The organism is Nostoc sp. JL34 (assembly GCF_017114945.1).
Lineage (GTDB): Bacteria > Cyanobacteriota > Cyanobacteriia > Cyanobacteriales > Nostocaceae > Nostoc.
The window spans coordinates 1-18830 of sequence record NZ_JABXKQ010000136.1; the positions used below are offsets into that span (position 1 = coordinate 1).

The window sequence follows — 18830 nt, forward strand, 5'->3', positions numbered from 1 at the left end:
ACTCGTTAACGGAGTTCAGAGGTGGATTCATCCAGTTCAAATACTCGTTAACGGAGTTCAGAGGTGGATTCATCCGGTTCAAATACTCGTTAACGGAGTTCAGAGGTGGATTCATCCGGTTCAAATACTCATTCACGAGTATCAAAGACTCATTTCAATTGAATCAAGAATTTGCCCTCAGCCTATAACTCTCTTTATTAATTACGAATTAATATCACGACCTTGGCCGCAACAATTGCACAAAGGTATCACTCACAGTATGGTCTTTGGTATCGGCGGCGTATTGAACTAATTTTTCCTTCAGTTCTTTGGCTGCATCTAACGGGAGTAAAGTTGCTAGCAAAAAGTAGACACCACGAAAACGAGGGTCGTCCATGTGGTCAATGAGACGGTTTTTAGCTTCCTCACTCTCGCCGAGAAAATTCTGCACCAAAAAGAAATCCATAATCTTATCGTGGCGAAAGTACCATTCTCTCTTGGCTTCGCCTTTTTCGTCTTGCCACTGACGGCTGACAACCATTTTATATTTATCGTCTTCCAATGACTGTAATACCTGGTAAAATTCATCCGCAGGTAATGCTTGCTCATCTTTCAGCCGCATTTGATAGACAGCATCGGAGAATTTTTTTAGCGGAAATTCCTGGTTCCACTCTTGCAAATATTCTGCTGCCATCAATTGATATTGATGTTGTTGCAAGTGAAACAAATCGGGGTATTCGCCTTGGGATAGCATCAAGGCTACCACAGTTAAATCCATTGGATTAGAGAGAACCTTCTCAATGGCAGTTAATTCTTGTGGTGATTGCTGATTAGTTAGGGCTTTAGTTAAAAAACTAGCAGTGGCTTGCTCATAATCAGTACCTTGAACTTTGGCATTTTTGGGCAGTCGTGGCTGACGGGAAATCAGAAATTGCTGAATTTGTGGTTCCTCAAGGGGGAGCAATTTATATATTTTGGCTGTTGAGGGTGGTGTCCACTCTAGGGGTTGGGTGGTCATGATGATGTTACCCCGGAAATAGCTTTCGGCAAACTGACAGATTTTTGCCCTGGTGTCGGCGGTAACTTCATTGAGTCCGTCAATGCAAATATCTAATGCGCCACTGTAAATTAAATTCTTGAGAAAATCAGCATCTTGTGCTTGTCCGTGCAGCTTGGCTTGAATTGCCTCAATTACTCCTTTGTCACACTTCTGGGCAGGTAGATAAACCACAAGCCGCCCAGAAGTTTTTACCAAGTAGCGCAGATACATTGACTTACCCAGGCCAGAATCACCTTCCAAGATGACTTGTCCTTTGATGTTAGGTAGCACTTGGGTAATTGGTACGGGTTCATCTACACCGGGAATTTTCACTTTAGAATTTGGGAAGTAAGCTTCGGGGTTAAAATTATCTAACCCGGCATCGGCTAGTAGGGAAGGCTTGAAAGGTTCAAATAACTTTTCGCGGAAAAATGGAACCCAGGTGAGAATTAAGCCAACGTAGCCGACACCGAGAATGCGCCTTACCCAAGGGTTCCAGAAGAAGATGGCTTGAACTTGGGGAAATTTGGGATAAGCGAAGATGAGGACAAGCCAAAAGGCAGCATGAATCAAAATAGTAGTTCTGGCGTTGAACAACCACTGCCAAGTTTTGAGATGAACTATTACTGATTGCAGCGAATCAGCTTCGTTGTATCCGGCGTTTTTGAGGTTGTTGTAGTGAGTTTCTAGAATACCAATATCTTGCGGTTTCCAATGGACTTTTCTTGCAACTACAGCAATTTGCTTTGCTAAGTCTTCGCGTAATCGTGCAAAATCTCGACTCGGTTCCCAGGCTTGGGCAAATATTTTGAGAGTTTTATCACCGCGATCGTGGCTTAATGAAGCAGGAATTGTTTTAGTCTCAGGGAAACCCAGCCATGTAAGCATTGTTTTGACTTCATCAGTGCCGCCACCCAGGAAATAGGTTAAAAATCGCCACTGTTCAAATTCTGATTGACCTGCGTAATAGATGCTATCTAGAATTACAACAATATTATTCAGGTTTAGTTGTTCTATCTTACCCAATGCATTTGCTACATCAGAACGAAAATAGTTCTCAAAAGTTTTATCCTTGAGGATGTCAGCGATGTCTTTAACGTAGGGTTTGGCTACCTCCCCCAAATTTACCAATGCAAAAACTGCATCGCTACGATCCCTTGTGTCAACGGTTTTTTGCTTGAGGAAGTCGAGGATGTCTTTGATGTAGGGTTTGGCTACCTCCCCCAATTTTCCCAATGTCTGTGCTGCACCGGAACGTAAGCTTGAGCTAAAGGTTTTATCCTTGAGGATATCACCAATGTCTTTGACGTAGGGTTTGGCTGCATCCCCTAGATTTACCAATATTTCTGCTGCATTAAAACGAACACTTGGATCAAGGGTTTTATCTTTGAAGATGTCAGCGATGTCTTTGACGTAGGGTTTGGCTGCATCCCCCATTTCGCCCAATGCATTTGCAGCGCTAAAAAGAATAGAGGAGCGATTAAAGGTAAGGCTAAGAAAGATATGGGTGTTCTCTTCGAGGATATTAGCTTTGAGGAAGTCAGCAATGTCTTTGACGTGAGGTTTGGCAACTTCACCGAGATTTGCTAATGCCTCTGCTGCACTAGAACGAACAATTGGATCAACGGTTTTATCCTTGAGGATGTCAGCGATGTCTTTGACGTAAGGTTTGGCAACTTCACCGAGATTTCCCAATGCCTCTGCTGCACTAGAACGAACAATTGGATCAACGGTTTTATCCTTGAGGATGTCAGCGATGTCTTTGACGTAAGGTTTGGCAACTTCACCGAGATTTCCCAATGCCTGTGCCGCCCTAGAACGAACACTTGGATCAACGGTTTTATCCTTGAGGAAGTCAACGATATCTTTGACGTAGGGTTTAGCAGCTTCCCCCATTTTGCCCAATGCCTCTGCCGCCCTAGAACGAACACTTGGATCAACGGTTTTATCCTTGAGGAAGTCAGCGATGTCTTTGACGTAGGGTTTTGCAACCTCTCCCATTTTGCTCAATGCCTCCGCTGCACTGGCAGGAGCAGAGGAGCCATAAATGTTTTCGTGAAGTAGGATGTCATCCTTGAGGAAGTCAAAGATATCTTTGACATAGGGTTTGGCTGCCTCTTCCAGATTTCCCAATGCCTCTGCTACACGGTAACGATCAAATGAGTCAACAGTTTTATCCTTGAGGAAATCAAAGATATCTTTGATGTAGAGTTTGGCTACCTCCCCAATATTTTCTAATGCTAATGCTACAACAGAACGAAAGTATGTATCAACGGTTTTATCCTTAAGGATTTTGGCAGCTTTTTGAGCAATATCCTCTGGTTTTTGAACCACCGATTTCAAATTTTTTAGATCATATTCATTGAGTTTTTCAAAAGCGAGTTTCTTTACTTCGTCATATCCATCATCAAGGGCAGCAACGATACCGTTAATCTGCCAAGCTTCCGGCTTGGGCTTAAGCGGTTCTTTCGCGCTTACCCAAGGTAGCGCGAGGAGGAGAGTCAACAGCAGGATAAAGGGAAAAAGGAAAAAGGGCGACGATCGCTTTTTAATTATGTGCAAATGCATTACTATAATTCGTAATTTATTTAGTAATGAAGGCTGTTTCTGCCCTTTCCTCGGTAGGGAAAGAGAAGGGGTTAGGTTTTTTACTAGTAAATCAGGAACCGCTACAGTTATCTTTTTATCGGCTGATAACTCAACCTAGCTAGAAATGGAATATTAATGTAATTATTACAGGTACAGGAATTTAAAAAGATACACCAAAAGTATAATAATGAGCTTCCTTGAGCGATGGTGCGTAGGCGTAGCCCGCACTTCGACAAGCTACTTCGGCTGCGCTCAGTACAAGTCAGTGACCGTCGTAGACATCGCCTACTCAAACCACTGCACGAGATAATAACAATACCTCGTTCAATTGTTAGCGATCGCTAATGTCCTTTGATAACCTCTGCAAACTACTGTCCGAAAAACATCCTGCTACCTTTGCCAGTTGGGTATTAGGAACACCACAAACTTCTGTCAAAGTCCTCAAAACCGAATTGAGCATTGAACCAATTCGCGCTGATTATGTCACATTCTTACAATTACAAGGACGCATTCTCCATCTGGAATTTCAAACCAAACTAGAATCTACGCCACCCCTACCCCTGCGGATGCTAGATTATTGGGTACGCTTATATCGTTTGTATCGTCTACCAATAACGCAAGTTGTCGTATTATTGCTTCCCCCCGCAGCAGAAACAGTAATTGAAACTGTCTTCTGTGTGGAAACTACCCGTCACGAATATCGCGTGATTCGCTTATGGGAAGAAAATCCTGAACCATTCCTCAATGACCCAGCTTTGTTACCATTAGCACCACTGGCGGCAACTACGCAACCCCAAGCTTTGTTGCAACAAGTTGTGGTCAAAGTTAATCAACTTGAGCCAAGACAACGACCATAAATTTCCGCGTATACCCAAATCTTAGCGGGGTTAAAATACAATCAAGACTTGATTCGACAATTATTTCGGGAGGGTATGATGCGCGAGTCAGTGATTTATCAAGAAATTCTCGCTGAAGGTGAACAACGCGGCGAACAACGCGGACGGGAAGAAGGACGAAAAGCAGAAGGGCAATTGCTGATTCTCCGTCTGCTGACTCGACGGGTGGGAGAATTACCCCAAGAGGTGCTTAACCGTATTGAAACTCTCTCTTTAGAACAATTAGAAAATCTCGGTGAAGCATTGTTGGATTTTCAGGCGATCGCGGATTTAGAAACCTGGTTTAGTACATTAGAGTAGCAACTAATTAAATCTACTCTCTATGTCGCTCGTCAAAATCAAGATTTGATTCGACAATTATTTCGGGAGCGTATAATGCGCGAGTCAGTGATTTATCAAGAAATTCTTGCTGAAGGCGAACAACGAGGAGAACAACGAGAACGAGCGCTGATTCTCCGTCAACTTACTCGACGGGTGGGAGAATTACCCCAAGAGGTGCTTAACCGGATTGAAACTCTCTCTTTAGAACAATTAGAAAATCTCGGTGAAGCATTGTTGGATTTTCAGGCGATGCCTACGGCGGTAAACTACGCGGATTTAAAAACCTGGTTTGGTACATTAGACGTAGGAGTGAAAATAACGTAAGCACAATTCATGAATTATGCCTACCAAGGACTTCGGGCAACGCATAATTAATTTCACTCCTATGTCTATTAGATGAATTTTTCCATTTGAGCCAATGTCTAATGGCGCTAGGGGAAAAATAGTTTCAGAAGAACGAAAGTGAGTTGAGCTTGTCAGATTGCCACATTAAAGCTCAATTAACTTGAAGCCCCAAGGTTTGAGAGCTGCTAAAGCTACTTCTTCATTTACACCCTCATAAGCCTCCCATTCCAACGGATGCTCTTTGGGATGTCCGTCGCCGACATTACCTGCAACTTTAATTATCGGACAATTGGCAATGCGATCGCGCTCCAACCCTCTTGGAATTGCTAGTTCGATTTTGTGCCCGATAAACTTCGCTGTACTATCATTCGCTACAGATTCACGGATTAAACAAATATCACCAGCAGTCCCCCAAGTCGTTTGGTAAATGTGGAGGAATGATATATAAGTTGCAGGTTTGATGGATCTTTTTAGAACGTGCATTATCTGTAATCCTTACACTATGAGTCAAAAATCATAAATCATATAAGTATTTTCTATCACGTTCGTAGGGAAGAATGTTCTTAACTCACATTTTGCACCTAGCCCAGGCGATTAGAAACCGCCTGGTGGAGGATGTGAAGCTTAAAAGACGATAATTGCCCACATACTAATTCCCAACCCAATAGCTGCTAGGTGTTGCGGCATGAGCGATCGCACTGGTTGCTTGGCAATTTTTTGCGTTAATAACATAGTCAGCAACACTGAGAAAATTATCGTTGCACCTTGCAAAAAGGCAATCACAGCCGGGTGAGCAACCAATATTGGCAATTGTTCACCACTCAAACCAAGAGTAGCAAAAGTCACGGGTAAAATCCGCCCACCTTCGCCTAAGCCCAAACGTAGATAGTGAGCCAAGTTTCCCCCCAAAACTAATGGTAGGTAGCTATATGCAAGTTCTACAAATTTTCGAGGCTTACGGTTAAAGTTGAACACTTGGAGCAAGCCATAAGCCGCGAAGGTAAAAATCGCTGGAATAATTAACACTAGCAGGGATAATCCCAAGTGCTGCCAAAACTGAGTTAAATCCAGTTGTAACCCCAACCAAGATTGCAATTCTGGCAAGCGATGCAGATATATCCCCCCCAACAGCAAAAATAACAATGCTACTTCATAGCTACGGGGTACATGGGTTGTCCACAGTTCAATACCAGGGGGACGTAAGTTAAATTCAACGGAACGATGGGGACAGGCTTTCAGGCAAGTCATGCACAGTACGCAATCTCGGTTATCTTCTAACTGGGCTGGATGTGAGTATAAAGGACATCCATTGGTTTCCAACCCTTCGCCCTTTTGCGGCCCACCTTTATAACACTGATACGTGGTGCAACTGGCAGAACAAATACCTTGCTGTGCCCGGAGTTCCGTCATTGAGAGTTTGGCAAATAAACCATTCATCCCGCCGATGGGACAGAGATAACGACACCAAAACCGTCGCTCAAAAAGAGCGGAGAAAATCATCGCCCCAGCAGTAATTAACAGCAGCAAACAAGCGCTGAGGTAAGCTGTATTTTCTAAATGCCAGAGTTCTTCCCATAAGAAAATTAGGGTAAATAACCCAAACATGAACCATCCGCCCCATTTCTCAGCTTGTTCTCTCGGCCAGCGTTTGAGTTTTCGCGGCCACAGCCAGAGGGAGAGCTTTTGAGTAATTTCCCCGTAAATCATGAAGGGACAAACAGAACACCAGATACGTCCCAAAAAGGGAAAGAGAAATAAGAAGAACGGCCACCACCAAGCCCAAAATAGATTTAAGACGAAATTGCGATCGCGGGTTTGCGGCCCAATGAATAATACTGCCACAATCATCGCAAAAGCCGTTGCAGTAAAACCATAATTAATGCGATCGGGCCACCAGTCACTACGTAAAAACCGCCGTAAAGAAGGATAGGCATTTAAGAGATTTACCCGAAAGCGTTTTTTCTTAGTTTCGGCTGGCCAGAAAATTTCTTCTGTTAATTCATTAGCACCCTCCGCTTGCACGATCGCTCTTTCTACCAGATTTTTCAATTCCTTGAGGTTCCCAGGAAAATCATAGGACTGGAGGCGACGCAAAGCTTCTGGGGTGATGTGCGGTTTCGGAACGCCTCTAGCCCGAATGTAGAGACTAGTATAATATTCAACCTGCGTTTGAATATCCGCTTTCCGCACCCGTAGCGGTGGTACTTTAATAATGTGACCAACAGAGCGTTCAATTGTCGGCTGAGTTTTTTCTGAAACAATCAGAATTCTGGCTCTACTGGGGCGAGGTTCCGGTGCTGGTTCTCCAGAACGAGCCACGGGGGTATATGTGCCAGTTTTGAGCAACTGCGTCACGGGAGATAATAATTCTTCCGGCAATTCTTGGATGTTGTTGAGAACTAGAGTGCCTTCTCCCAACCATTCCAACAGTCCTGGTTTACCGCCAGCGCGACCGAATAAATCTGCACCGCTCGTTTGGAGAATACCACAATTTACTTTCACAATTGGTTCTCGCCGTTTGGGAGAACCAAAGTGGATTAGGGCTGCTATATTGTCTTTTTCTAACCCTGGTTCTCCGAAAATATCCACTGATTTGCGGTCAGCAGCCGCTTCACGAATTTGCTCCCGTAGGCGCACAGCATAGCGACTTGTACCGACAATTCCGCGTTGCGCCTTGGTGACTAAATATGGTCGCAAAGCGAGAGAACGTTCTTGTTCATAGCCAAGTGCAGATGTAACCTGAGCTAATTCTTGAGCCAATTGGCGGGAAAAAGCCTGAGCAATTTCGGGGTGTTGGGTGGCTAATTCCCGAAATTTAGCCGCAGGCACAACCCACAAGTGACATTCGGTTACCGTAGTAATTGTGAATGGACTTAATTCATCCAACAGCAATTCTTTGAGTTCAATCACTGCTCCGGGGAGGAATCCACAAGCTAAGGCTGGGTTAGTTTCATTGGTGCTATTGCTTTCGAGTTGACCTTCTACAAGAATATAAAGGGCTTCTGGAGGAGTGCCTTCGCTAACTAAGTCAGTTTCGGCACTTACTACTTGTTCTTCAATTACTTGAGCGATCGCATTTAACACCTCATGTGAGAGAATTCCTAAAGACGTACGTTCTTGTAGCCATATAACCGTTTCTGGAGATGTCATCTTAAATTCTCCGTGTAGGCTGCTGTATAAGAGGAATTATCTCTTGAAAGGGTATGTCAAAATATCTGTGTTCAGCTGTTGTGCATTAATACACAATGTGCAATGTTTATTCTTGCAGCTTCGTGTGCTTTACATTTACAGCGCACGAGAGATGAATGCAGAGTTATAGCGAGTTAAGGGGACAAATTATGGCAATTTATCTAGACTCAGCGATCGCATCGGAAGCTGAAGTTGTTAAGCTTTGGGGATGGGTGAAAGGCATTACCACAAATCCCACGCTGTTGTCTCAAAGCAATACGCCACCAGAAACCACGCTCAAAAAATTGGTTGCCTTGACTTCTGGGCCGTTATACTATCAACTTCTGGCATCCGATCAAGCTGGGATGCTAGCTGAAGGTAGAAAAGCTTTCGAGATTATTGGTTCACAAACAATTTTAAAGATTCCGGCAACACCGCTAGGTTTTGAAGTAGTGGCGAGTCTCTCACCAGAAATTACTTGTTCAGTGACAGCGATTTATAGTGCAGCACAGGCAGCAGTAGCACGAGAAGCAGGAGCTAAAATTGCCATAGCTTATGTAAATCGCGCCACTAGGTTGTTAGGTGACGGTATTGCCTTGGTGCGGGATATGGCTAGCGTCCTCAAAGGCAGTGATACGAAAATCTTGGCAGCTAGTATCAAATCTCCCGAAGAAGCAGCTGCGTCGTTACAAGCTGGGGCGGATCATTTGACTTTACCACTGGCAATGTTGCAGGCGATCGCAACTCATGAATTTTCACAAAAAACTGTTGAAGAATTTGCTAAAGGAGGCATCGGTTTAACTAATTACTAATTCGTCATTATTGGGTTGAAGTCTCCCACTAAATTGTCTTTAAGTAGGTAGACATAATTAAATATAAAATAAACTCCTAGTTTGTAGTGAGCGATTTATCGCTCAGAGCAAGGATTATCAGGACTAAAGTCCTGACTACAAACTTTAAATTTATTTATGCCTAGATACTTATTAGTGGTCTGGAATTACGTTAACAAGTCCACATAGGGATTAAAAATATGACACAACTCACTTTGGTAATTGGCAATAAAAATTATTCATCTTGGTCACTTCGTCCTTGGTTAGCGATGAAGCAATTTGGTTTAGAATTCAATGAGATTCGGATTCCTCTCTCCAAAAGCCAAGATTTTTCAGCGAAAATTCAGCAATACTCATCATCAGGAAAAGTACCTGTGTTATTGCACGATACGCAAACAGTGTGGGATTCTCTCGCTATTTGTGAATATCTGGCTGAAACGTTTCCAACTCTGCAATGGTGGCCAGAGGATAAGGCTGCAAGGGCATTAGCCCGTTCAATCAGTGCGGAAATGCACTCAGGGTTTCAAAATTTGCGTCAGAATATGCCGATGAACTGCCGGATAAAATATCCTGGAAAAGGTTTAGCATCCGGCGTCCAACAAGACATTGACCGCATCACGAGTATCTGGCAAGAATCACGTCAAAAATTTGGGGCTGGTGGCAATTTGTTGTTTGGCAAGTTCACAATTGCTGATGCGTTCTTTGCTCCAGTTGTTCTGCGGTTTGTAACCTATGATGTGCAGTTAGATACTGTTTCTAGAGATTATGTTGAGTCAGTTTTGGCGCTTCCAGTAATGCAAGAGTGGATAAATGCAGCGAAGAGGGAGACAGAAATTATCTCTCAATACGAGTTTTAGGGAAATAGCATTATGTTGTTTAGATGGTTAGGTATTACAGTAGAGTAGGCATTGTAGCGCCTACCCTCCAAACGACAAACTTTCAGGATAATTTACTTAGTGGTGTTGCTAAACCGTCAATGCTGACGAGATTTTTTTGTTGTTGATATTCTCGAACCCCCTCTTCGCCTTTTTTACTAGCCCAGTTTACTAGAGTCTGGCGCTGACCTCGATATTCATAGAGTGGTACGCCAAAACCACAAGATATCTGGATTTTTTCAATGTCAGCGACGATAATTTGACGAGTTCCAGGGATGGGTGAAAACAGTGAGTATAGGGAGTCCCAGTCTGGAGAACTCGGTAAAATCGTGCTTCCCTGACCGTAAAGACGCAGGATAGACGCGGGTTCTTCAAAGGCACAAAACATAAAGGTTATCCGCCCATTCTCTTGCAAATGGGCTGATGTTTCGTTACCACTACCTGTGAGGTCTACGTAACCTACTCGCTTGGGAGAGAGGATGCGAAAGCAGTCCAGACCTTTAGGAGACAGGTTAACATGGCCTGTAGGACTCAAAGGTGCAGAGCCAACGAAGAAAAGGTGTTGGGCAGCAATAAAGTCTTGCAGTTCCTCATTAATACAGTCAAAAAGTTTAGACATAGACTGTCTGATTTATATTTGCAAATTTCCCCTGTTTTCAGCCTATGTCTTAGCTAAGAATCTAGCAAGGCCTAATTACCGATGTCTGGCTGATTCCAAGGGAGTAGGGAAAAGTGTTACTGTCTCATATATCGACTAGCCATTTGGATGGCATCAGCGATATCGACATCGCCATCGCCGTCAGCATCTAAGAAGGAATTCAGTACGGGATTTCCGCCAGCTTGGGGATTCTGGGCATTGGCACCTGATTGCAAAAAATTTAGTACCAAAGGTACTGCTAAAGGCAGCAATTGTTGAACTATACCAGCATCTAACCCAGTGCGTTGGGCTGCAACCTGAGCTACTTGCTGTTGTATCGCAGGAGAAAACAGCGAATTGACGGCTTGGGGGTTAGGAGAAGTCCCAGCATATTGATTTACTAGTGTTTGTGCGGCTTCATTCCCATCAGTGGCTTGCTTGTCTTGTAGAGCAGAACGCACTTGACCACCCACAATTGACAAAACTGATTGGATGGTAGAAGGATCTGCGCCTGTGCGATCGCTCAACTGCTGTACAGTATTGATAATACTTCCCAGTTGACCTAAGCTGCCCTGCTGATTGGGATTAGCGACAGCACCAAGAATTTGATCGAAAAGTCCCATAAGTTTGATTCTCTCTTTGTTCTCAAAAAGCTTGCCAAAACTGGCTTGAAGTCTTTTATGTACACAGACTTCCGTCAGTCTACTAAAAGATTAGAACACGTGATTCATAATGAACTAATAAAATTTCCAAAGCTACTAACTTAAGGATGAGTAATCGGTAAAGCGATTGCAAACTCTGTTCCTTGATTTAACTCAGATTGGCAAGTAATCTTCCCCTGATGTTTTTCTACCACAATCTGATATGCGATCGCTAGCCCCAAACCAGTACCAATGCCTCGTGGTTTGGTTGTGAAAAATGTCTCAAATATCTTTTGCTGATTTTCTGGTGAAATACCAGAGCCGTTGTCTGCAATTCGCACTATGACTAAATCATTCTGCCAACATTCTGTGATAATGGTAATTTCAGCTAAAAAATCTGGATTCTCAGTCAATTTTTCCTCTAATGCATCAATGGCATTGCTGAGAAGATTCATAAATACCTGATAAAGTAAACCTGTATAGCCTGGAATCGGTGGAATATCTCCATAATTGCGAACAAGGCTAATCCCATTTTTCAGGCGATTGTTTAGAATCAGCAGTGTACTATCTAGACAAGCGTGTACCTCTACTAACTGTACTTCTCCCTCATCTAAACGAGAGAAATCTTTCAAACTCCGCACAATTTCTCGCGTGCGGTCAGCCCCAACTGTCATTGAATTGAAGAGTTTGGGCAAATCTCCTTCCAAAAATTCCAAATCAATTTCTTCTGCTAGTGTTTGCACCGCTACGGAAGGGTGAGGAACTTCGGCTTTGTATGTTTGCAGTAGCGCTAATAGGTCTTCAGTATAGGTTTTCGCGTGTACGAGGTTGCCAGAAATGAAATTTATCGGATTATTAATTTCGTGGGCGACACCAGCCAGCATTCGTCCTAAACTAGACATTTTCTCACTTTGAATCAGTCGGACTTGGCCCTCGGCTTGTTGTTCTTCTAAAAGATGCTTCACCTGTTGGATAAGTTGATTCAGAGAGATAGTTAATGCTCCCACTTCATCCTGTGTAATTACATCTGCTTGCAAGTCAAAATTAGCTTCTTGGGTAACTCTTTGGGCAATATTCGTCACCGCGTTAATGGGATAGGCGATGATTTTACTTGTGTAGAAAGCGAGTATAGCTGCGATCGCCACTGACAGCAGCATACTAGCAATAATAATCTGAGCTTGGATGAACGCAGCCTTTTCTTGAGCTAGATGAGCCTCCTCTTGATGTTTTTGCAGCGTTTTAGCAAAGTCGGTTAACTCATGGGCAAATCTATAAAACTTGAGAGCATCCTGACTTTGACTGAATTTCGAGATTAATTGCTGCGCTTTTATAGCTCCCTCTGGCTGTGAACTTAATGGCAAAATTTGCCGAATCAGCGCCCTGAATTGTTCAAAATATCCGGCTATTGTGCTGTTATACTTTGTCAGCAGAGCTTGTAAATCTTCTTGCGAACTAGTTTGACTAAATTCCTGCACTTGAGAAAGCAACGTTTCGGCATCCGCCAGATGGCTTTTGAAATCAGAAATTTCCCTTTGCAACGCTTGCTGTTGCTGTAACAAAGGCACTATTTCTTGCTGGCGGATCTGTATTTCCAACAGTTCGCCTTGCAAACTACTTAATAAGCTTCCTTCTTCATCTACCAAGATCATCTGTTGTCTAGCTTGTTGGAAATAGCGATCGCCTATTACCAACCCCGCTGTTGTTCCCAAAACTGCAATTCCCAAAGCCAGACCGTACCCACAAAAAATTTTTTGCCGAATACTAAGCTGGTGGAATCCTTGTTGAACCCAGTTTAAGTATCTTAATTTAGGTGTTGCAATCATGGTACAACTCGCTGTTGAATTTTTTTACTAGGTGTTTTTTCATCAAAAACAAGAAATCCAGCCGCAAGTGAATAAGAACACATTTTATACAAAATGCGCTCTCAGTTTACCAAAAGTTGCTTTTTTCTACCCTAGGAAAAAATACTGAAATTATGAAGATTAGAAGTATCTGCCCACTGAATACCCGCTCAGTTCCCACTCAGTTTTCTAATTAGGGACTGACAAATACACAATCTAAGTAAATGAAAACTGCTGTCAAATATTTTCAATAATCAAGTTGAATTTATATAGTAGAGAAATAAATTGCTAGTAAAAAAAATGACCTCAAATTCCTGGGTTATCTGTCCCCAACCAAATCCTCAAGCCAACTTGCGTTTATTCTGCTTCCCCTACGCTGGTGGTAGCTCGGCAATTTTTCGCACATGGCCCAATAATCTACCTAGTAACGTTGAGGTCTGTGCTGTGGAATATCCCGGACGGGGAAGACAGATTAAGTCAGCACCCTTTACGCAATTAGAACCTCTTGTTGAAGCGATCGCTCCAATTCTCATCCCATATTTAGACAAACCATTCGCCTTCTTCGGTCACAGTATGGGCGGATTAGTTAGCTTCGAGTTAATCCGTCTCCTCCGCTCTCAGTATAGTCTTACTCCCTTTCACCTTTTCATATCTGCTCGTCGCGCCCCACAAATCCCGCTCACAAAACCACCCCTCCACATCCTTTCAGACCATGATTTGCAGAGTGAGCTACGCAGTCTTAACGGTACACCCAAAGCAGTACTAGAAAGCCCGGAACTGATGCAGATGTTTCTCCCTATTTTGCGGGCAGATTTTGCTGTCCTGGAAACTTATACTTACACTCAAAAACAGCCCCTAGAGTGTCCTATTACTGTTTTTGGTGGTTTGCAAGACCAAGAAGTTAGTCATGATAATTTGCAAGCATGGCGAGAGCAGACGATCGCTAATTTCTCATTCCATGAGTTTAACGGTGACCACTTTTTTATCCATTCACACCAAGAATTATTATTTAAACTTATATCTCAAGAGTTGCAAATGCGTAAGCGTAGCTCGTAGTAGTCATTACACAAAAAGGAGCTAGGAGTCAGAATATAGAATTTTTCTGACTCTCTGAACTTCTGATGCACAAGATTTCTAGTTTTTATCTTTGGGTAGCGATCGCTAACTTTGCCCCCGGAACCTGACGAACCCGATCCATTACCGCTACTACCCGACCATAATCAACTTTTTCATCAGCATTAATAATCACTAACACTTCTGGATTAGAACCAATTAAAGTCCGCACTTGCGCTGTCAAATCATCAACTGCAATTGGTTTTCGGTTCAGGCTAACCTGTTCTTTTTCATCTACCGTAATGGTAATTCTAGTGGGAACCTGTTGTTGTTTGGCTGTGCTAGCCTTCGGTAAATTTACTGGCAACCCTTCTGATCGTGTTAAAAACAAAGTTGACATGATGAAAAATGTCAAAATTGCAAAAATCACGTCAATCATCGGCACGATGTTGATCTGTAGCGGAAGTTCTGGTTCATCTGGTAGACGCATACGTTTTTTCTCCTTCATAACGACGACGGTAAAGTAATTCTAGCTGTCCTCCATATTCCTGAATTAGGGCGATTTGGCGTTGGTATAGTCCTCGAAAGGTATTGGCAAACATGAGTATGAATATGGCAACTATCAATCCTGATGCTGTTGATACTAGAGCCTCACTAATCCCAGCCGTAACACTTGCCGTTTTGCTACCTCCCACGTCACCAAGATTTAGCGAAGCAAAGGAAGCTATCAATCCTAACACTGTACCCAGAAGACCCAACAGTGGCGCTAAACTAATAATTGTCTCGAAAAGGTTTTGGAAACGTTTTAACACAGGTATCTCAGCCTGCGATTCACTTTCTAACGCCAAACGAAATTCCTCGGGATTTGGCTGCTCTAGTTCTAAAGCCGCGAGAAAAATCCGGGCTAGTGGCAAATCTGCGTTTTTGTGAAGTTTATCCATTGCACCGACAACATTATCAAGACGGTAGAGATTCAAAACATCTCGCACCACACGGCTTTGACGCTGATTGATCCTTACCCAAAACCTGATCCGCTCGATGATCAGTGCCACACCCAATACCGAAAACGCCAACAGGGGCCACATGACCACACCGCCTGCTGCAAACAAATTCTGAATTCCCATGTTATTTTAACGTGATCAACAATACACAGTAAGACTACCAGAATCTAGAGAAAGCTGAAACTTTTTCTCAATAGAGTTTAGAATATAATGATTATTTTTTCAAATAGAATCATCATAAATAAGGAGTTTGGAGTTAAGAGCCAGAATATAAAGTTTCCATTAATTCTGGCTGCTACTGTTGTTAAGACGGTGGATTTGAAGCAGGCGATTTTACTTGATGGATAGATGTTAACCTGGTTTAAAACATCTGGGAGTATTGAGTGAGATAAGTAGTATTTATACTTTTATCTTTGGGTAGCGATCGCTAGCCTTGCTCCCGGAACCTGACGGACTTGATCCATTATCCCCACTATCTCACCGTGCAAGACTTTTTGATCAGCATTAATAATCACCAATGCATCTGGGTTAGAACCAACTAAAGTTCGCACCTGCACTGCTAAATCATTAACTGCTATGGGATTACGGTTTAGGCTTATCAGACCTTTTTCATCTACCGTAATGGTAATTTTAGTGGGAATTCGCTGTTCCTTCGCCGTGGCTGCCTTCGGTAGATTTACTGGTAACCCTTCTGATCGTGTTAAAAACAGAGTTGACATAATAAAAAATGTCAAAAGGGCAAACATTACATCAATCAGAGGTACTACATTTATAAATGGTTGTAAATCTGGTTCATTATCATCTAGATCCATAGGACTTCTCCTGTTTTTCGTAGTGATCAAGCTGGTCATAGCGATCGAGGAACAATATTTCTAGCTGTCCGCCGTACTCTTGAATCATTGTTATCTGCCGCTGGTATAGTCCCCGGAAGATGCTGGCTCCTAAAAGCACGAAGATAGCCACAACCAATCCTGAGGCGGTAGCAACTAAAGCTTCACTAATACCACCAGTGACTGCACCAGTTTTAGTACCTCCGACATCACCAATATTCAGTCCAGCAAATGAGCGAATTAATCCTAAAATTGTGCCGAGAAGTCCCAACAGAGGCGCTAAACCGATAATGGTGTCAAATACAGCTTGAAACCGCTTGAGCATAGGGATTTCTGCTTGTGCCTCGCTTTTCAAAGCCAAACGAAATTTTTCTGGAGTCGGTCTTTCTAGCTGTAGTCCAGCCAGAAAAATGCGTGCTATGGGTAAATCTACATTTTTTTGCAGCTTATCTACAGCACTAACGACATTATCAAGTCGATAAAGATTTAAAACCTCTCGCACCACACGGTTTTGACGCTTACCAATCTGTATCCAAAACTTCGCCCGCTCAATCATTAGTGCCCCTGCCAACACCGAAAACGCCAGCAAGGGCAACATGACCACACCGCCTGCTGCAAACAAATCTTGAATTCCCATGTAGTGCCTCTATAACGTCATCCACAATACAAAATCAGACTACCAGAATCTAGAGAAATACTGAAAGTTATTCTCAATAAAATATAAAATATAATGAGAATTTTTTCAAATCTAATAATTATGATTTTTATTTACTTGTTAGTTTGTTTTACATAAATTAATTTAATTTATGTAAAACAAAAATTAATTTTGTCCAAGAATCATAATATTGGTGATTTGGAAAGATGTTTTTGCTAGTCCAGGGTTCCGTAATGCTATCCAAGTAATTTTAATTTTTTACTTGATATTTGTAACCTTGCATTCTAAGATAACTAAGTTAGTGAGAATAGGTAGCAATAGCTATGAGCTTTTCTGGCATTACTGTCGAGCAACGTTCCAAAGAAGTTGAGGCTCTCAAGTCTTTTCTGACTTACAGTCTGATAGGTTCACTGGCGCTGCATATCGGCGTACTGTCCTCAGGCATAAGTAATTATTTGACCAGAGTACCCACAGGAGAAGAAGAACCAATCGAGGTAGCGATCGTTGACTCTCCAACTGCGGAACCAGAAAAACCAATCGCAGATATTCCAGAAGAAATCAAAAAAGAACCAGAAGTTGTCCAAAAACAGCCTATAGAAACTCTACCAGTAGAAAAAATTCAGCAGCAAGAACAGATTACAGCGATCGCTCAGAAGCTACAGCCGACAAATACGCCGCCAAAAGCAATTGCTACCAAGCCAGAAGTTCCTGTGAAATCTGCACCCATTCCACGATCGGCTCCAGAAGTTCCTGTGAAATCTGCATCCATTCCACGATCGCTTCTATCTGGAGATTCCAAAGCAAGTTCGGCAGGTGGTGGTGGCGGTGGGGGTGGTGGCGGCGGCTCTGGCGTTGGTTTAGGATCAGGTAGTGGTATTGCTGTAGGTACAAGCAGCGGTACTGGCCCTGGTGGAGGAACTGGTACTGGCACTGGCGGTGGCATTGGTAGTGGCACCGGTAGTGGCATTGGTAGCGGCACCGGTAGTGGAATTGGCAGTGGCACCGGTAGTGGAATTGGCAGTGGCACCGGTAGTGGAATTGGCTCTGGCTCTGGTAGTGGCATTGGTAGCGGCACTGGTAGTGGCATTGGCTCTGGCTCTGGCAGTGGTATAGGTAATGGAGTAGGAAACCGTCCAACAGTAGCAACAGCGCCAACAGCGGCAACACCTCCAAAAATAAACAGTCCAGGAAACGGTCGTGCAGCTTGCCGCGAATGTAATGCCAAGTATCCAGAAGCAGCAAGACGGCGAGGAGTCGAAGGCAGAGTAGAAGTAGCTGTAGATACTGACGCACAAGGTAATGTTACCAATGTGAGGATTGCTCGCTCTAGTGGAAACCGCGACTTAGATGAAGAAACCGCCAGACAAGCGCGTGAGTGGAAATTAAAACCCGCAGAAGGAGGCAGACAAGGAGTATCTATCGCCACTGAATTTGCTATAAAAGGTTCACAGCGATCGCGCCAAGTTCAAGAACGGCAAGCACAAAGAGAAGCACAAGAGAGAACCCAGCAGACAACGGCTGCCAACTCTACAGAAGAATCTCCAAGACGCAGGCGCAGAGAGTTGCCACCCTCATCTAATGAAGCTAGAGCCACAAAACCAGCAATATCTGGATTTAGTCGGCGACTGGAACCTCAAAGAAGGGAAAGTCCTTCTAGAAACTCATCATCTGAAGCTAGAACAACTCGTACTCAAGAAAGTGCAAGAGATTCCTTACGCCGCATTCGGCGTGAGCGAACGGTTACTGATTCATCACAAAAGCCACAAGCAACCACAAATCGGCGGCGAAGAGATAATACTAGCCAGAACAAGTTGCGGGAGTCTTTGCGCCGTTTACGCCAACAACCTCAATCGCAACCTGCTGCTCCCAGTCAGCAGTAGTCTGTAAAGTTAAAATTGATGGGTCAGGACTGACACAAAGACGCAAAGAATTTTAAACCCAGCAAAACGATAACAGGCAACTAGAGAATAGGATTTTGGTATAGGGGGATCGTCAGCGATCGCTCCTTACACAAAGACGGCGAGAAAGCTTATTCATTCATTTTAAGAATGGGATGAATCGCCGCTCGCCGTCTTGGTTATTAGTGCCGAGTGAGTGTGCGAAAAGACTAATACACTAATGCAAAGTGCA

Annotated in this window: 14 protein-coding genes and 2 pseudogenes; 6 read left to right on the forward strand and 10 right to left on the reverse strand. The window is 43.3% G+C overall.

Going from position 1 to position 18830, the window contains the following annotated elements:
• Positions 1-214: 214 nt before the first annotated feature.
• Positions 215-3586, reverse strand: coding sequence for a HEAT repeat domain-containing protein (locus HWQ44_RS24615; RefSeq protein ID WP_292724260.1), 3372 nt, complete (start codon positions 3584-3586; stop codon positions 215-217).
• Positions 3587-3951: 365 nt separating this feature from the next.
• Between HWQ44_RS24615 and HWQ44_RS24620 the strand changes: the two are divergent.
• Positions 3952-4803 (forward strand): annotated as a pseudogene (locus HWQ44_RS24620) (Rpn family recombination-promoting nuclease/putative transposase).
• 39 nt (positions 4804-4842) lie between these two features.
• Positions 4843-5148 (forward strand): annotated as a pseudogene (locus tag HWQ44_RS24625) (DUF4351 domain-containing protein); the annotation flags it as partial.
• Positions 5149-5313: 165 nt separating this feature from the next.
• Here HWQ44_RS24625 and HWQ44_RS24630 read toward each other — a convergent pair.
• Complete coding sequence (locus HWQ44_RS24630; protein ID WP_292724261.1) at positions 5314-5652, reverse strand: hypothetical protein; 339 nt, start codon at positions 5650-5652, stop codon at positions 5314-5316.
• 141 nt (positions 5653-5793) lie between these two features.
• A complete protein-coding gene (locus tag HWQ44_RS24635; protein ID WP_292724263.1) occupies positions 5794-8319 on the reverse strand; it encodes a sigma 54-interacting transcriptional regulator in 2526 nt (841 codons plus the stop codon).
• A 188-nt stretch (positions 8320-8507) separates the two neighbouring features.
• On the opposite strand from HWQ44_RS24635, the gene HWQ44_RS24640 reads away from it, so the two are divergent.
• A complete protein-coding gene (locus tag HWQ44_RS24640; protein ID WP_292724265.1) occupies positions 8508-9149 on the forward strand; it encodes a transaldolase family protein in 642 nt (213 codons plus the stop codon).
• A gap of 218 nt (positions 9150-9367) precedes the next feature.
• Positions 9368-10024: a glutathione S-transferase family protein gene (locus tag HWQ44_RS24645; RefSeq protein WP_292724267.1), complete on the forward strand. Its 657-nt coding sequence runs from the start codon at positions 9368-9370 to the stop codon at positions 10022-10024.
• An 82-nt stretch (positions 10025-10106) separates the two neighbouring features.
• Here HWQ44_RS24645 and HWQ44_RS24650 read toward each other — a convergent pair whose 3' ends face one another.
• From HWQ44_RS24650 to HWQ44_RS24660, 3 genes are all read right to left on the reverse strand, one after another.
• Positions 10107-10661: a pyridoxamine 5'-phosphate oxidase family protein gene (locus tag HWQ44_RS24650; protein WP_292724269.1), complete on the reverse strand. Its 555-nt coding sequence runs from the start codon at positions 10659-10661 to the stop codon at positions 10107-10109.
• 116 nt (positions 10662-10777) lie between these two features.
• Positions 10778-11302, reverse strand: a complete 525-nt coding sequence (locus HWQ44_RS24655; protein ID WP_292724271.1) for a DUF937 domain-containing protein — start codon at positions 11300-11302, stop codon at positions 10778-10780.
• Positions 11303-11442: 140 nt separating this feature from the next.
• On the reverse strand, positions 11443-13143 hold the full coding sequence (locus tag HWQ44_RS24660; RefSeq protein ID WP_292724273.1) for an ATP-binding protein: 1701 nt from the start codon (positions 13141-13143) through the stop codon (positions 11443-11445).
• 318 nt (positions 13144-13461) lie between these two features.
• Here HWQ44_RS24660 and HWQ44_RS24665 point away from each other — a divergent pair, with 318 nt between their 5' ends.
• Complete coding sequence (locus HWQ44_RS24665; RefSeq protein ID WP_292724274.1) at positions 13462-14217, forward strand: thioesterase II family protein; 756 nt, start codon at positions 13462-13464, stop codon at positions 14215-14217.
• Positions 14218-14302: 85 nt separating this feature from the next.
• On the opposite strand, the gene HWQ44_RS24670 is transcribed toward HWQ44_RS24665, so the two are convergent.
• The 4 genes from HWQ44_RS24670 to HWQ44_RS24685 form a co-directional block, all read right to left on the reverse strand.
• A complete protein-coding gene (locus tag HWQ44_RS24670) occupies positions 14303-14704 on the reverse strand; it encodes a biopolymer transporter ExbD (RefSeq protein WP_292724276.1) in 402 nt (133 codons plus the stop codon).
• On the reverse strand, positions 14688-15338 hold the full coding sequence (locus HWQ44_RS24675; RefSeq protein ID WP_292724277.1) for a MotA/TolQ/ExbB proton channel family protein: 651 nt from the start codon (positions 15336-15338) through the stop codon (positions 14688-14690). Before HWQ44_RS24675 ends, HWQ44_RS24670 begins: the two co-directional genes overlap by 17 nt.
• A gap of 284 nt (positions 15339-15622) precedes the next feature.
• Positions 15623-16027, reverse strand: a complete 405-nt coding sequence (locus HWQ44_RS24680; RefSeq protein ID WP_292724279.1) for a biopolymer transporter ExbD — start codon at positions 16025-16027, stop codon at positions 15623-15625.
• Positions 16014-16682 (reverse strand): MotA/TolQ/ExbB proton channel family protein, encoded by a 669-nt coding sequence (locus HWQ44_RS24685; protein ID WP_292724281.1) that lies wholly within the window; start codon positions 16680-16682, stop codon positions 16014-16016. Before HWQ44_RS24685 ends, HWQ44_RS24680 begins: the two co-directional genes overlap by 14 nt.
• A gap of 341 nt (positions 16683-17023) precedes the next feature.
• On the opposite strand from HWQ44_RS24685, the gene HWQ44_RS24690 reads away from it, so the two are divergent.
• Positions 17024-18580, forward strand: a complete 1557-nt coding sequence (locus HWQ44_RS24690; RefSeq protein WP_292724283.1) for a TonB family protein — start codon at positions 17024-17026, stop codon at positions 18578-18580.
• The last annotated feature ends 250 nt before the right edge of the window (positions 18581-18830 follow it).

Excerpts from the sequence above, each read along its gene's own strand:
- HWQ44_RS24615 (WP_292724260.1), bottom strand. The coding sequence starts at position 3,586 with ATGCATTTGCACATAATTAAAAAGCGATCGTCGCCCTTTTTCCTTTTT.
- HWQ44_RS24630 (WP_292724261.1), bottom strand. The coding sequence starts at position 5,652 with ATGCACGTTCTAAAAAGATCCATCAAACCTGCAACTTATATATCATTC.
- HWQ44_RS24635 (WP_292724263.1), bottom strand. The coding sequence starts at position 8,319 with ATGACATCTCCAGAAACGGTTATATGGCTACAAGAACGTACGTCTTTA.
- HWQ44_RS24640 (WP_292724265.1), top strand. The coding sequence starts at position 8,508 with ATGGCAATTTATCTAGACTCAGCGATCGCATCGGAAGCTGAAGTTGTT.
- HWQ44_RS24645 (WP_292724267.1), top strand. The coding sequence starts at position 9,368 with ATGACACAACTCACTTTGGTAATTGGCAATAAAAATTATTCATCTTGG.
- HWQ44_RS24650 (WP_292724269.1), bottom strand. The coding sequence starts at position 10,661 with ATGTCTAAACTTTTTGACTGTATTAATGAGGAACTGCAAGACTTTATT.
- HWQ44_RS24655 (WP_292724271.1), bottom strand. The coding sequence starts at position 11,302 with ATGGGACTTTTCGATCAAATTCTTGGTGCTGTCGCTAATCCCAATCAG.
- HWQ44_RS24660 (WP_292724273.1), bottom strand. The coding sequence starts at position 13,143 with ATGATTGCAACACCTAAATTAAGATACTTAAACTGGGTTCAACAAGGA.
- HWQ44_RS24665 (WP_292724274.1), top strand. The coding sequence starts at position 13,462 with ATGACCTCAAATTCCTGGGTTATCTGTCCCCAACCAAATCCTCAAGCC.
- HWQ44_RS24670 (WP_292724276.1), bottom strand. The coding sequence starts at position 14,704 with ATGCGTCTACCAGATGAACCAGAACTTCCGCTACAGATCAACATCGTG.
- HWQ44_RS24675 (WP_292724277.1), bottom strand. The coding sequence starts at position 15,338 with ATGGGAATTCAGAATTTGTTTGCAGCAGGCGGTGTGGTCATGTGGCCC.
- HWQ44_RS24680 (WP_292724279.1), bottom strand. The coding sequence starts at position 16,027 with ATGGATCTAGATGATAATGAACCAGATTTACAACCATTTATAAATGTA.
- HWQ44_RS24685 (WP_292724281.1), bottom strand. The coding sequence starts at position 16,682 with ATGGGAATTCAAGATTTGTTTGCAGCAGGCGGTGTGGTCATGTTGCCC.
- HWQ44_RS24690 (WP_292724283.1), top strand. The coding sequence starts at position 17,024 with ATGAGCTTTTCTGGCATTACTGTCGAGCAACGTTCCAAAGAAGTTGAG.